Source organism: Micromonospora sp. NPDC003944 (genome assembly GCF_053605225.1).
Genome location: NZ_JBSGIV010000026.1, coordinates 25,285 through 38,648, shown reverse-complemented (window position 1 = coordinate 38,648; position 13,364 = coordinate 25,285). Strand labels below are relative to the sequence as shown.

Annotated in this window: 11 protein-coding genes; 2 read left to right on the top strand and 9 right to left on the bottom strand. The window is 73.2% G+C overall.

The window, feature by feature from the left end; all coding sequences use genetic code 11:
• Nucleotides 1-80: 80 nt before the first annotated feature.
• From ACWER9_RS15265 to ACWER9_RS15255, 3 genes are all read right to left on the bottom strand, one after another.
• Entirely contained in the window at nt 81-503 is a 423-nt protein-coding gene (locus ACWER9_RS15265) for a roadblock/LC7 domain-containing protein (RefSeq protein WP_030328666.1), read from the bottom strand.
• Nucleotides 500-3,037, bottom strand: coding sequence for a nitrate- and nitrite sensing domain-containing protein (locus ACWER9_RS15260; RefSeq protein WP_452302416.1), 2,538 nt, complete (start codon nt 3,035-3,037; stop codon nt 500-502). Before ACWER9_RS15260 ends, ACWER9_RS15265 begins: the two co-directional genes overlap by 4 nt.
• Nucleotides 3,038-3,136: 99 nt before the next feature.
• Nucleotides 3,137-4,549 carry an FGGY family carbohydrate kinase gene (locus ACWER9_RS15255; RefSeq protein ID WP_452302415.1) on the bottom strand — a complete coding sequence of 471 codons (1,413 nt, stop codon included), beginning with the start codon at nt 4,547-4,549 and terminating at the stop codon, nt 3,137-3,139.
• A 204-nt stretch (nt 4,550-4,753) separates the two neighbouring features.
• Between ACWER9_RS15255 and ACWER9_RS15250 the strand changes: the two genes are divergently transcribed.
• Nucleotides 4,754-6,676, top strand: a complete 1,923-nt coding sequence (locus ACWER9_RS15250) for an anthranilate synthase family protein (protein ID WP_452302414.1) — start codon at nt 4,754-4,756, stop codon at nt 6,674-6,676.
• A gap of 105 nt (nt 6,677-6,781) precedes the next feature.
• Here ACWER9_RS15250 and wrbA read toward each other — a convergent pair whose 3' ends face one another.
• The 5 genes from wrbA to ACWER9_RS15225 form a co-directional block, all read right to left on the bottom strand.
• On the bottom strand, nt 6,782-7,399 hold the full coding sequence (gene wrbA, locus ACWER9_RS15245; RefSeq protein ID WP_452302413.1) for an NAD(P)H:quinone oxidoreductase: 618 nt from the start codon (nt 7,397-7,399) through the stop codon (nt 6,782-6,784).
• A gap of 282 nt (nt 7,400-7,681) precedes the next feature.
• Nucleotides 7,682-8,050 carry a DUF3037 domain-containing protein gene (locus ACWER9_RS15240; RefSeq protein WP_357347060.1) on the bottom strand — a complete coding sequence of 123 codons (369 nt, stop codon included), beginning with the start codon at nt 8,048-8,050 and terminating at the stop codon, nt 7,682-7,684.
• On the bottom strand, nt 8,047-8,805 hold the full coding sequence (locus ACWER9_RS15235) for a HipA family kinase (protein WP_452302412.1): 759 nt from the start codon (nt 8,803-8,805) through the stop codon (nt 8,047-8,049). Before ACWER9_RS15235 ends, ACWER9_RS15240 begins: the two co-directional genes overlap by 4 nt.
• Nucleotides 8,806-8,838: 33 nt before the next feature.
• The gene (locus ACWER9_RS15230) at nt 8,839-9,429 is read right to left on the bottom strand and encodes a TetR/AcrR family transcriptional regulator (protein WP_452302411.1); all 591 of its coding nucleotides are present in this window, start codon (nt 9,427-9,429) and stop codon (nt 8,839-8,841) included.
• A 175-nt stretch (nt 9,430-9,604) separates the two neighbouring features.
• The gene (locus tag ACWER9_RS15225) at nt 9,605-9,997 is read right to left on the bottom strand and encodes a hypothetical protein (protein WP_452302410.1); all 393 of its coding nucleotides are present in this window, start codon (nt 9,995-9,997) and stop codon (nt 9,605-9,607) included.
• A gap of 136 nt (nt 9,998-10,133) precedes the next feature.
• Here ACWER9_RS15225 and ACWER9_RS15220 point away from each other — a divergent pair, with 136 nt between their 5' ends.
• Complete coding sequence (locus ACWER9_RS15220; protein ID WP_452302409.1) at nt 10,134-11,249, top strand: winged helix DNA-binding domain-containing protein; 1,116 nt, start codon at nt 10,134-10,136, stop codon at nt 11,247-11,249.
• A 13-nt stretch (nt 11,250-11,262) separates the two neighbouring features.
• Here ACWER9_RS15220 and malQ read toward each other — a convergent pair whose 3' ends face one another.
• Nucleotides 11,263-13,317, bottom strand: a complete 2,055-nt coding sequence (gene malQ, locus ACWER9_RS15215; RefSeq protein WP_452302408.1) for a 4-alpha-glucanotransferase — start codon at nt 13,315-13,317, stop codon at nt 11,263-11,265.
• Between the last annotated feature and the right edge of the window lie 47 nt (nt 13,318-13,364).

Genomic DNA, 13,364 nt, shown 5'->3' with positions numbered 1-13,364 from the left:
CCGCGCCGCCACCCGGACGGCCGGGCCCGGACGGCTCGGCTCGGGTGAGCCGGTGACCGTCCGGGCCTTGGCCGGCGCACTCAGCGGGGCAGCGCCTGCTGCAACTCCGCCCGCAGGGCCGGGGTGAGCATCTCCCCGGCCTGCTTCGCCAACCGGGCCATCTCGTAGCCCACCACGCCGATGTCCGCGTCACCGGCGGCCAGCGTGGCCAGAATCGACCCGTCGCGGATCTGCATCACCAGGAAGTAGCCGCGGCCCATCTCGACCACCGTCTGCTTGACGACATCGCCGTCGAACATCTGCGCCGCGCCCGCGGTGATACTCATCAGCCCGGAGGTCACCGCGGCGAGCTTGTCCGCGTTGTCACGGGGCAGGTGGTCGGAGATCGCCACCAGCAGCCCGTCGGAGGAGACCACCACCGCGTGCGCCACACCCGGCACCCGCTCCGCGAACGCGCTCACCAGCCAGCTCAGGTCACGCGCCTCCTGGCTCAACGTCGTCACTGTCGTCGTCCCCCTTCGTCGTGCCCCCCGGACGGTGGCACGGGTATCTCGGTGGTGTCCTCAGCCTCGGCGCGCCGTACCCCGCTGTAGAGCCGCGAGAGCATGCCGCCGACCGCCTCCGGGTCCGGGTCGGTGCGGGTCGGTGCCGTCATCGGTTGTGCCGAACGGGTGACCGCGCTCAACTGCGCCATGGGCACCCGCACCGGCAACCCCCGCTCATTGGTGCCAGCCGTCACCGGGATGCTCGGCGGCGCCGCCGGGGCGGGGACCACCGGCGCGCTCGGGCCCTGCCGCGAATACCAGCCCCCACCGGCACCACGAGCGGCGGGCGGGGTCAGCACGTCCTCGGCGCGCACCGGCACCGGGCGACCCTGACGCGGCACACCGACGCCCGGCGGCCGGCCGGCCACCGGCAGATCCCGCACCACGCCGGCCGGCACCGGGGCAGCGGACTGCCGCAGCGCCCCCGACGGCGGCGCCACCCCCCGCGCCGCGCTGGCCGCAAGCATCCGCGCCGACGGGGGCGCGTCCAGCTCCACGGTGCCCGCCGGAGCCAGCAACTCCGCGGGCAGGGAGAGCCGGGCGACCAGACCGTCCTCGCCGCCGGCCAACCACACCCGTACGCCCAACCGGGCCGCCAGGTGGCTGACCACGAAGAGCCCCATCCGCTCCACCGCCGCGACGTCCGCGGCCGGCGGACTGGCAAGCACCTCGTTCGCCTGGACCAGCGCGGCCGGGCTCATGCCCAGACCACGGTCGACGATCTCGATCAGCGGAGCCTCCGCCTCGACCCGGGCGGTCACCACCACCACGGTGTCCGGGCGGGAGAAGGCGGTGGCGTTCTCCAACAGCTCGGCCAGCAGGTGCACCAACTCACCCACGGCGTGCCCGACCACGTACACGTCGGCCAACGACTCGTTGCGGACCCGCTGGTACTGCTCGATCTCGGCGGCGGCGGCCAACAGCACCGCACCGAGGCCGACCGGCCGGTTCCACCGGCGGGTGGAGTCGGTGCCGGCGAGCACCAGCAGACTCTCGTCGTTACGGCGCATCCGGGCGGCCAGGTGGTCGAGCTTGAACAGGTTCTCCAACTGGTCCGGGTCGCTCTCCTCGCGCTCCAGCTCGTCAAGCAGCTCCAACTGACGCTCCACCAGCACCTGGCTGCGCCGGGCCAGGTTGACGAACATCGCGTTGACGTTGCGCCGCATGAGCGCCTGCTCGACGGCGACCGTCACCGCGCTGCGGTGCACCGCCACGAACGCCTCGGCCAACTCACCGATCTCGTCGAGCGAGCGGACCACCGCCGGCGCGACCTCGATCCGGGGCACACCACCGGTCACGGTCTTCAGGCGGTCCAGCGCGTCCGGCAACTCGACCTGGGCGATCCGCAGCGCCTGGCTGCGCAGCCTCCGCAACGACCGGGCCACCGACCGCCCGATCAGCAACGAGATCAGCAGCGCGGCCAGCAGGACCGTGACGACCCCACCGACGACCAGCAGCGTCGTCCGCAGCTGATCATCGCTGGCCTCCTCGGCCTGCCGCACGGCGTCGTCGAGCACGCCCGCCTCCAGCTGGCGCAGCAACTCCTGACGCTGCTGGCTGGCCGACCACCACTGCTCCGACGGCAGCACCTGCGGCGACGCGCCACCAGAGGACAGGCTGCGCTCCTCCAACCCGGTGGCGACCAGGAACATCGGCGACACCGAGGTCTCGTCGTAGCGTTGGATCTGCTCGCTCGTCGCGGCCACCCGGAACGCGCCGAGCGCGGTCAACTGCTGACCACGCAGGTCGGCGAGGACCACCCGGTCCTCGGTGCCGTACCCACCGGCCCGGGAGGCGGCGTAGAGCTGGGCCCGCACCCGGGAGGACAGCTCCTTGACCCGGGCGAGCTGGACGTAGCGCAGCACCGCGTCGTTCAACGCCGGCTGGTTCTGACCCGGCTTCGGCTCCGCGAGCAGATCCAGCAACGACCCGACGGCCCGGTTGTAGTTGCCCAGGATGGTCTCGTTGCTGAGCACCGCCGGCGGAATCGCCGAGCGGATGTCGACCACCTGGTCGTACGTCTCCAACGCCTCGGAGAAGGCGACCCGCCAGGACGCGTCCGCGTCCGCCAACGGCTCGGCGGCCCGGCTCAGGTCCACGATGGCCTTGTCCGTGGCCGCCTGCAACGGCTTCAGGTCGTTCGCGGTGGCCTGCCGGTCACCACCCCTACGCAGCTGGGCCAGCTCCCCCGCCGAGCGGTCCCGCTCCTGCTGGAGCTGGTGCACCGCCGCGGTGATCTGCCGGCCGATGCCGACCTGACTGGAGAAGTCGTTCAACGCGGTCGTCCGCCCCACCAGGGTGCTGGTCTGCACCCCGGCGAGCAGGAGGAACGCCATCGACGGCACCAGCAGCACGGTGGCCAGCTTCGTGCTCATCCGCCAGTCGCGCAGCCGGAACGGCGAGCGCCGTCGATGCGGAACGACTCGGACATCGAAGCGGCGTCGGCGATGGTTCGACACCGCGCCGTTCGCCGGGTCGGGACCTGCCGCCACCCTGCCTCCTCCGTCCTACCGCGTCCACCGCGGTCGGGGGAGCGCAGTCCATCCAACCAGGCTCGGTACCGCTGTCAACGGCCCGGGCGAGGCTGAGGTTCAGGAAGGATACTGCGGGTGGGAACGTCCTGCCGTGGTCGGTAAAACAAGCTCGTCCGTCCGGCCGATGTCGGCGAGGTCGATCGCGTCACCGAAGCGTCCCAACGCCACCAACGCGGCCCCGGTGGCGCCGATTTCCGGGTTGCGCTGATGCGACACCGGCCGCGGTGCGAGCGCGGTGGCGAAGGCCTGCCGCCACCACACCGAAGCGGCCACCGCCCCACCGCCCAGCACCACACCGACCGGTTTGTCGATCGTGGACTCCAACACCCCGAGATCCTCGGCCACCAGGTCACACAACCCCTGCATCAGCCCGGCCAGGATGTCGACCGCGGTGGTGCTGAAGCTGAGGCCGCGCACCTCGCCGCTGCCCGCCGGCACCAGCCCGGGCGCCCGGTCGCCGCCGAAGCGGGGGTCCGCCGGCCGGCCACCGCCCGCCGGCACCAGCGCCAACGCCGCGTCCAGCTCGGCACCCCCGGGCAACCGCAGCTCCCGGTTTGCCCAGGCGAACAGGTTGCCCCCGTTGGCGTACGCGGCCCCGGTCACCACGTGGTCGTGGTCGACCCGGTACCGCCACAACCGCTCGGGCAGGCGGGGCATCGGTTCGCCCGCCGGGATCCGCTGCATCAGCCGTACGGCCGCGGAGGTGCCCACGGTGACGGCGGCCCGGCTCGGGTCGACGCAGCCCGAGCCGACGTTCGACGCCCCACCGTCGCCGACCGGCGGTGACCACCGGGCCTGCGCCAACTGCGGCCACCGACGGGCCAGGTCGACCCGCAGCCGACCGTGCCAGTTCAGCTCACCGAGGGTCGGCAGCTCCTCCGCCCGCACCTCGGCAAGCGTCAGCGCCTCCTCGTCCCACCGCAGCGTGCGCAGGTCCAACAGGCCGGTCCCGGACGCCTGGGAGATCGACATGGGCGCGGCGTCGAGCAACTCGCCGAGCACGTACTCGGGCAGACCCACGAACCTCGCGATCGGCGTGCCGGACTGCTCCCGCAACCACGGCAACCGCATCGACCAGTACGAACGGTGCCACCAGCAGCCGGTGCGCTGGTGGAAGCCGTCCGGGTCGGACGGCCCGGAGGTGCCGCCGACCGGGACGGGCCGGGTGTCCAGCCAGGTGACCACCGGGCCCAGGGGTGCGCCGTCACGGTCCAGGGGAAGCACCGAGTGCCACTGCGCGGAGACCGCCACCAGACCGACGTCGTGCAGGTGCCCCGCCTCGGCCAGCTCGTCCAGGCACTCGACAAGACTCGCCAGGTAGTCCCGACCCGACAGCGTGCCGGTGCCGTCGTCGCCCATGACGAGGTCGACCTTGCGACGGGCCAGGGCGCCGGGCAGCGGCTGGGTGTCCGCGTCCAGCACCAGCCCGCGTACCGAGGAGGTGCCCAGGTCGAGCGCGAGAATGTTCATCGCCGGTCAAGTTACCCCGTGCCAGGCGGGCGACGGGCGCGTAGGGTGGATCACATGCTCGCGCACCTGACCAGTTGGTGGCCCGCCGACCCGGCGGCCATCCCCCGCGCGTAGCTCCATCCACGCGGCCGCCATCGAGGCGGTCGCCGGATCTCCCGGTCGCAGGGCCGCCCGACGGCGGCACCGAGCCCGACGGAGACTCCGATGACCCACCTGACCGATCTGCTCGCCGCCGTCGCCGACGGCGACGACCCCGGCCCCTTCGCGCTGCTGCGCCGCGACGGCGGCGACGACCTGGACCTGTTCACCGGCCCGGTCGAAACCGTCGAGGCGCTCACCGACCTGCCGCTGCCACCCGGCCCGCCCGGTGCACGGACGCTGGCCCTGGTGCCGTACCGGCAGATCACCGAGCGCGGCTTCGCGTGCGTCGACGACGGCGCCCCGCTGGAGTTCCTCCAGGTCCGCGAGCACCAGCGCATCCCGCTTGCCGACGTCCTCGCCGCGCTGCCCGACGAACCGGTGCACACCGTCGACGTCGGCTTCGACGTCAGCGACGAGGAGTACGCGCGGACCGTGCAGCGGGTGCTGTCCGACGAGATCGGCCGCGGCGAGGGCGCGAACTTCGTCATCCACCGCTCCCTGCACGCCCGCGTGCAGGGCTCACCGCTGCGGGCCGCGCTCGCCGCGCTGCGCCGGCTGCTTGTCGCCGAGCGCGGCGCGTACTGGACGTTCGTGGTGCACACCGGCACCCGGACGCTTGTCGGCGCGAGCCCGGAGCGGCACGTCAGCGTCGACGACGGACTGGTGCTGATGAACCCGATCAGCGGCACCTTCCGCTGCCCCGGCGGCGTCGCGGACCGGGCGGCCCTGCTGCGCTTCCTCGCCGACCCGAAGGAGATCGAAGAGCTGTACATGGTGCTCGACGAGGAGCTGAAGATGATGGCCACCGTCGCCGAGCACGGCGGCCAGGTGATCGGGCCGTACCTCAAGGAGATGTCGCACCTGGCGCACACCGAGTACCTGCTCGCCGGGCGGGGCACCCGCGACGCCCGGGAGGTGCTGCGCGAGACCATGTTCGCCCCCACCGTGACGGGCAGCCCGATCGAGAACGCCTGCCGGGTGATCGCCCGCCACGAGCGCCGGGGCCGGGGCTACTACGGGGGCGTCCTGGCGCTGCTCGGCCACGACGAGGCCGGAAGGCAGACGCTCGACGCCCCGATCCTGATCCGGACCGCCGAGATCTCCCCCACCGGCCACCTGCGGGTGCCGGTCGGCGCGACCCTGGTCCGGCACTCCACGACGGCTGGCGAGGTGGCCGAGACCCACGCCAAGGCCGCCGGTGTGCTGGCCGCGCTCGGCCTCGCGCCCGCGGCGTCCGTCGGCGGCCGCGGGCCGGTCGCACCGCTGACCGACGACCCGGCGGTACGCGACGCGCTGGCCGCGCGCAACGCCCCGCTGGCCCGGTTCTGGCTCGACCAGCGCTCACCGGACGCGCCCGGACTCCCCGGGCTGGTCGGCCGCCGGGTGCTGATCGTGGACGCCGAGGACACCTTCACCGGCATGCTCGCGCACCAACTGGGCGCGCTGGGCCTCGCGGTGACCACCCGACCGTGGCACGCGAGCGGCCCGGTCGACGACTACGACCTGGTGGTGGCCGGCCCCGGGCCCGGCGACCCCCGCCACCTGGACGAGCCGAAGATGGTGGCACTGCGCACGCTGCTGACCGGGCTGCTGGCGACCGGGCGCCCCACCCTCGCGGTCTGCCTCGGCCACCAGGTGCTGGCTGGGCTGCTCGGGCTGACCCTGCACCGCCGGGAGGCGCCCTATCAGGGGCTGCAACGGGAGGTGCCGATGTTCGGCCGAACCCGCCGGGTCGGGTTTTACTCGACGTTCACCGCCCGCGCCGACACCGACCGGCTGGCCACCCCGTACGGGCCGGTGGAGCTGGCCCGGGACCCGGACGACGCCTCCGTGCACGCCCTGCGGGGGCGCGGCTTCGCCGGGGTGCAGTTCCACGCGGAGTCGGTGCTCAGCCCCGACGGCCTCGCCGTACTCAGCGAACTGGTGACCGACCTGCTGCCCGCCAGCCGCACGGATGAGCTGTCCACCACACGCCCAGGCGCATAGTCGCCCCGGCCCGGGGGTAGGGCTGGATCGACCGGTGGTGTGGACGGGCCGAGAGCCCCCGCCCGCGCCACCGGTCACCCTCGTCCGGTCGGTCGCCCACCCGGGTCAGCCGGCCATCCCGGCCTTCAGCGCGGTCCCCAGCAGCACCGCACGACGGGCGGTCAACGCGCAGGCCCCGAGCGCCACGGCGTCCGGGGCGATCTCCCCGTTGTTGCTGGTGTGCGAGGGGCCGTACGGGTTGCCGGCGATGAACTGGCTGCTGTCGGTGTAACCGGGGGTGACCACCACACCGCCCCAGTGGTAGAAGACGTTGAAGAGCGAGGTCAGCGTGGTCTCCTGCCCGCCGTGCGAGGTCGCCGTCGAGGTGAAGGCCGAGTAGACCTTGTTGGCGAGCGCGCCCTGCGCCCAGAGCGGACCCGTGGTGTCGATGAACTGCTTGAGCTGCGCCGCGATCATGCCGTAGCGGGTCGGCGCGCCGAGAATCACCACGTCGGCCCAGGCCAGGTCGTCGATCATCGCCTCGGGCACGTCCTGGGTCTCCAGGTGGTGCGCCTGCCAGCCGGAGTTGGAGCGGATCGCCTCGTCCGGCGCCAGCTCGCGCACCTTCCGCAGACGCACGTCGGCACCGGCGTCCCCAGCGGCCTCACACACGGCCTGCGCCATCTGGTAGGTGATGCCGGTGGCGCTGTAATAGATCACCGCTACCTTGGTCTGGGCAGCCATCAGAGTGTCCCCTTCTCGTCTCGGGTCAGCTCCCGCGACTACCCGCTGCCGGCGCGGTCTAACGACGGCGCGCGGCGCAGCCGCGTGTCGATCCGCCATCTCAAGTTTTCCGCAACTTCCCGGTCGTTCCGGCCCGACGGCGGGCGCGGACGGCGATCCTGATGCCATCGGTGCCGGTGGGATCGAGCCGCCGCCCCGCACCGGGCACCTGAACGGGGGATCGCGCTCCGCCGGCAACGGCGCTGGCGTAGCGCGGTCAGGGGAGAGCGCGCACCGCCCGCGTCAGCGGACCAGAGTCTCCATCAGCCGGTCCAGTTCGGCCGCCGGGTCACCGGTGAGACCGGTGTGCACCGGCCCGGTCTGGATCATCGTGCTGCGCGGTGCGGCCAGCCAGTGGAACCGCTCACCGAGCCGCATCCGGGTCGCCGGCCCGTCGCCGGAGCAGGTCCGGTCCCAGGAGTCGAGCACCGCCGCCACCGCTGGCAGGTCGACGTCGGGTGCCAGCGCGCGAACCCGGTCGGCGTCCAGGTGCGTCCGCGCGGCCAGGAAGTCGCGCTGCTGGCAGTAGAGCAACACCCCGACGTTGATCTGCTCGCCGCGCTCGATGCGGGGCACGAGCCGGATCACCGCGTACTCGAAGGGTTGTCTCATGCCCCGCTCCCCTGCGGCAGCCAGTCGGCCGGGCGGGCGACCCGGGCCGACAGGTGCCTGAGGTACGCGGCCCGCGCCTCGTCGGCGGACTCGAAGTCGGCGGCCGTCAGCCACTCGTCCGGCACCAGGGCCAGCACCTCGGTGAGCAGCTCCGGGGTGACCCGTGGGGCCAGGTCACTGTCGGCCTCGGCGAGCCGGTCGGCGTACGGGGCGAGCACGTGGTCCTCGGCCCGGTAGGCGCGGTGCACGGCGGCCTCGGCGCGCGGCCAGTTGTGGTGGAAGTAGAGCGAGGCGCCGTGGTCGATGAGCCACAGCTCCCGGTGCCACACCAGCAGGTTCGGGTTGCGCCAGCTGCGGTCGACGTTCTCCACGTACGCGTCGAACCAGAGCACCCGAGAGGCCAGCGCCGGGTCCACGGGGTGCGCGACCGGGTCGAAGCCCAGCGCTCCGGGCAGGAAGTCCATGCCGAGGTTCGCGCCGCCGCTGTTGCGCAGCAACTCCTGCACCTCCTGGTCGGGCTCGGCCCGCCCGATGACCGGGTCGATGTCGAGGACCACGAGCGGCGGCACCCGCAACCCCAACCGGCGCGCCAGCTCACCGCAGATCACCTCGGCGATCAAAGCCTTGGGGCCCTGCCCGGCGCCCCGGAACTTCGCCACGTAGGTGCCGAGGTCGTCGGCCTCCACCACGCCCGGCAGCGACCCACCCTCGCGCAGCGGGGTGACGTAGCGGATCGCGGTGACCTGGCGGAGCACGTGGCCCACCCTACTGTGATCTCCGAGGCCGGGTCAGCGTGGTCGCTGGAGACCACGCAGGAGCAGGTCTACCAGTCGGCGGGGGTCGTACCGCGGGTCGTTGTCGCGGCCGATGCAGAGGTTGCCGATGCCGCGCATCAGCTCGTAGGGGCTGGTGCCGGGGGTGATCTCGCCCGAGTCGACCGCGGCGTCGAGCAGCTGCCCGCAGACCGGCACGAGGCGGTCGACGAAGCAGGTGTGCAGCGCGTCGAAGCCGCTGGCGTCCGACTGCAGCGCGTTGGCCAGCCCGTGCTTGGTCACCAGGAAGTCGGTGAACTGGTCGACCCACTGGCGGAGTGCGTCCAGAGGTGAGGCGGCATTCGCCAGCAGGGTCGGGCCGGCCTCGGCGCAGGCCTCCACCTGATGACGGTAGACGGCGACGACGAGGTCCGCCCGGGTCGGGAAGTGCCGGTAGATCGTCCCGATACCGACCCCGGCGCGGGCCGCGATCTCCCGGATCGGCGCCTCGACACCGGAGGTGACGAACACGGCGGCGGCAGCGGCGAGGAGTGCCTGCTGGTTGCGCAGCGCGTCGGCCCGTCTGGCGCGGGCGGGCACCTCCGGGGACTGGCTCGTCGCCGACACTGACTCTCCTTCACGGGCGATTGCAAAACGGATCAGCGTTCCGTATATTAGTGGAACGGCGATCCGATTCGACTGTAGCGCAGGCAGGGCTGCCTGCCCGCCACCAGTCGTACCGGCACGCCCGAACCCGGGCAGGGGCCAGCGACACACCTGGCCCCCGCTCACCGGGTCGGTGTCAGTCGAGCTTGTCCCGCAGATTGTCGACCTGGGTCTGCAGGCGGTCCACCGCGTTCTCGTTGTTGACGAACGTGGTGATCCCCGCAGCCAGACCGAGCCCGATCAGCACGGCCAGGATGCTGAGCACCAGGCCGCCGATCGACACGCCACGACCGGTGACCCCGGGTCGACTCGCCATCTTCAGGCCGACGATGCCCAGGATGATCCCGATGATGCCGAGCACCAGCCCCAGCCAGGCGAGGATCGCCGTCAACACGCTGAACAGACCGGCCACCCCGAACACCAGGGCGAAGGTCGCCGCAGCGCTCGTCTTGGCGCGGGCGTCCCCCCGATGGGTCCGGGACCCGGCCGTCACGCCGGCGCCCCGGGCCGGCTCGCTTGCCGCAGTCATGAGGCTCCCCTCCGTACGCGCGGCGCGCGTACTTCCGGCGCCGCTTTCCCCCGACCACAGCGGTTACGCCTCCCACCAGCAGGAGTGTCGGTGGACGACCCTAGGCTGACCGCCCGGCCACGATGAGGAGCGCCCGATGCCCGTCGACCACAGCGCCGCCGACGCGCTCACGCTGCGGATGACCAGCCTGCTACTGCGCCCACACCCGGGCACCCGACCCGACACCGTCGCCGACGTGGTCGAGTGGTTCGGCGCGATGCAGGCACAGGACCTCGCCAGCGGGCTGTGGTCGCTGGGCGCCCGGTTACCCGGTCACGGCGTCGCCGACGTACAGGCGGCGTTGGAACGACGTGAGGCGCTGCGCACCTGGCCGATGCGGGGCACCGTGCACCTCGTCCCGCCCGCCGACGCCCGCTGGATGCTGGAGCTGACCGGCGTACGCTCGCTCGCCGGCGCGGCGACCCGGCGGGCGCAGCTCGGGCTCACCGAGACCGACGCGGACCGGGCGGTGGACGTCCTCGGCGCCGCGCTGGCCGGCGGCGGTCGACTCACCCGCGCCCAGTGCCTGGCCACCCTGCGGGCAGCAGGCCTGGGCACCGACGGGCAACGCGGTTACCACCTGCTGTGGTTTGCAAGCGTTCGCGGCGTGACCTGCGTGGCACCGAACATCGGCACCGAGCAGACCTTCGCCCTGCTCGACGAGTGGGCGCCCCGGCCGCGCCGGCTGGAGCGGGACGAGGCACTGGCCCTGCTGGCCCACCGCTACGTTCGTAGCCACGGCCCCGTCACCGACCGCGAGTTCGCCGGGTGGAGCGGCCTCACCCTGACCGACGCCCGGCGCGGCCTGGCCGCCGCCGGCGACGCGCTGAGCACCGTACGCATCGACGGTACGCCGATGTACGTCGACGCGTCGCTGGCCGACGCGCTCCTGGGCGACGCGGTCCTGGACGACGTGCTGGCGCTGCCCGGCTTCGACGAGTACCTGCTCGGCTACCGGGACCGCACCTTGATGCTCGACCCCGCCCACCAGGCCGCCGTGGTGCCGGGCAACAACGGCATCTTCCAGGCCACACTGGTCCGCGCCGGTCGGGTGGTGGGCGTGTGGAAACGCAAGATCGGCCGCACCGCCGTCACCGTGACCATCCAGCCGCTCACGGCGCTCGACGCTCCCGCGCGGGCACGGGTGGAGCAGGCGCTCGGGCGCTACGCCGACTTCCTCGGGCTGCCGGCCCGCTATGACTGGCTGACCTGACCGTCGATCGGCGTCACTGCTTCGGCGGCGCCGGGTCGGCCGGTCGGGGGCGGGCGGCGCTGAGCAGATCCACGATCCGGGTCACCCGGGGGTCCGCACGGATCTGCGCCACGCTTGCCGGCAGCGGCAGCCGCCAGTTCGGATACTCGTCCACCGTGCCCGGCATGTTGGGCTGGCGTACCTCGCCCAGCACGTCGTAGAGGGAGACGCCGAGCAGCCGGGTCGGGCTGGCCGCCAGCGCGGCGTGCATCGCCACCACCACCTCGCCGTCGTCGGCGGTCGCGGTGGCGTCAGGCAGCGCCGGCTCGACATCCGTCCTTTGCTCTGCACCCGCGGAAGCGCCAGTCACAGCCGGTAGCTGCGGTGCCGGCTCGGGCAGCAGGCTCTCGGCGCGCAACATGCCCAACAGCCGTTCCCGGTCGGCGGCGGCGCGGGCCCGCTCCACCGCCACGTCGGTGCCGAGAAGCTTCAACTCGTCGCGCACCCGCACGTGCTCACCGGTCAGGAAGCCCGCCGCGGTCGGCAGGTCGTGGGTGGAGATCGTGGCGAGGGCGTTGCGTGGCCACCGCGCCGGCGCCACGAAGTCACCTGCCTCGTCACGGGCGAACCACAGCACCGTCGAGCCGAGCATGTTGCGCCCCCGCAGCCCCCGGGTCACCGCCGGCTGGACCGTGCCGAGATCCTCACCGACCACCACCGCGCCGGCCCGGTGCGCCTCCAACGCGAGGATGCCGAGCATCGCCTCCGCGTCGTAGCGCACGTAGGTGCCCTCGGCCGCACCCCCGCCCGGCGGCACCCACCACAGTCGCCACAGCCCGGCGACGTGGTCGACCCGCAGGCCACCCGCGTGCCGCAGGCCACGGCGCAGCATGTCCCGGTAGGCGGCGTAACCAGTGGCCGCGAGCCGGTCCGGACGCCACGCGGCGAGCCCCCAGTCCTGGCCGAGCTGGTTGAAGTCGTCCGGCGGCGCGCCGACCCGCACACCCTGGGCCAGCACGTCGGCGAGCTGCCACCCGTCCGCGCCGCCCGGGTCGATGCCGACGGCCAGATCGTGCACGACACCGACCGGCATTCCCGCCGAGCGGGCCGCCGCCGTGACGGCGTCGAGCTGCTCGTCGCAGAGGTGTTGCAGCCAGGCGTAGAACGCGACCCGGTCGGCGAGCTGCCGACGCTGCTCGGCGACCGCCGGGCCGTCGGGGTGGTGCAGCTCCGCCGGCCACGCACGCCAGTCGTTGCCGTGCCGCTCGGCGAGCGCGCACCAGGTGGCGAAGCTGGTCAGCGCCGGGTCCGCGGCGAGGTCCACCGGCGGGGCGTACGGGTGCAGCAACTCCAGGGCGTGCCGCTTGGCGGCCCACACCTCGTCGTAGTCGATCAGAGGCCCCCGGTCGGGACGCAACGCGTCGACCACCGCACGGGTCGCCGGGTCCGCCGCACCGTACGCGGCGGTGGCACTGACCCGCAGGTAGAGCGGGTTGACGAAGCGTCGACTGGCCGGCGAGTACGGCGAGGCTGCCACGGGGTGCGCCGGCCCGACCGCGTGCAACGGGTTGAGCAGCACCAGCCCCGCCCCGGTCGCACCGGCCCAGCCGGTGAACTCGGCGAGGTCGCCGAGGTCGCCCATGCCCCACGAGCGCTCCGAGGTGAGCGCATAGAGCTGGAGCATCCACCCCCAGGTGCGCGGAGGCACGGGCAGCCGCCGGGGCACCACCACAACTGTCACCTCGCGGTCGGCGCAGGCCAGCCGGTGCCAACCCAGCGGCAGGTCCGCCGGCAGCTCACCGTCGACCGCGCGACGACCACCGTCCTCGAGGGTCACCACCCCCGGTCCGGGGAGCACCCGGCCTCGGCCGCGGGTGAGCACGACCGTCTCCGGTAGGGCGTTCCGGTCGACGGCACGGGCGGCGGCGAGCGCGTCGTCGATGGCGGACGGACTGCTCGCATCCACGCCGAGCAACCCCAGCACGCCCACCACGGTCTCCGGTGCGACCTCGACGCGCCGGTGCCGCCAGTCCTCGTACCAGGTGGAGACACCGTGCGCAGCGGCCAACGTGGTCAGTCGTCGATTCATGTGCCCCCCGCTCCACGACGCACCCACCACAACCCTGCCACGCAAAG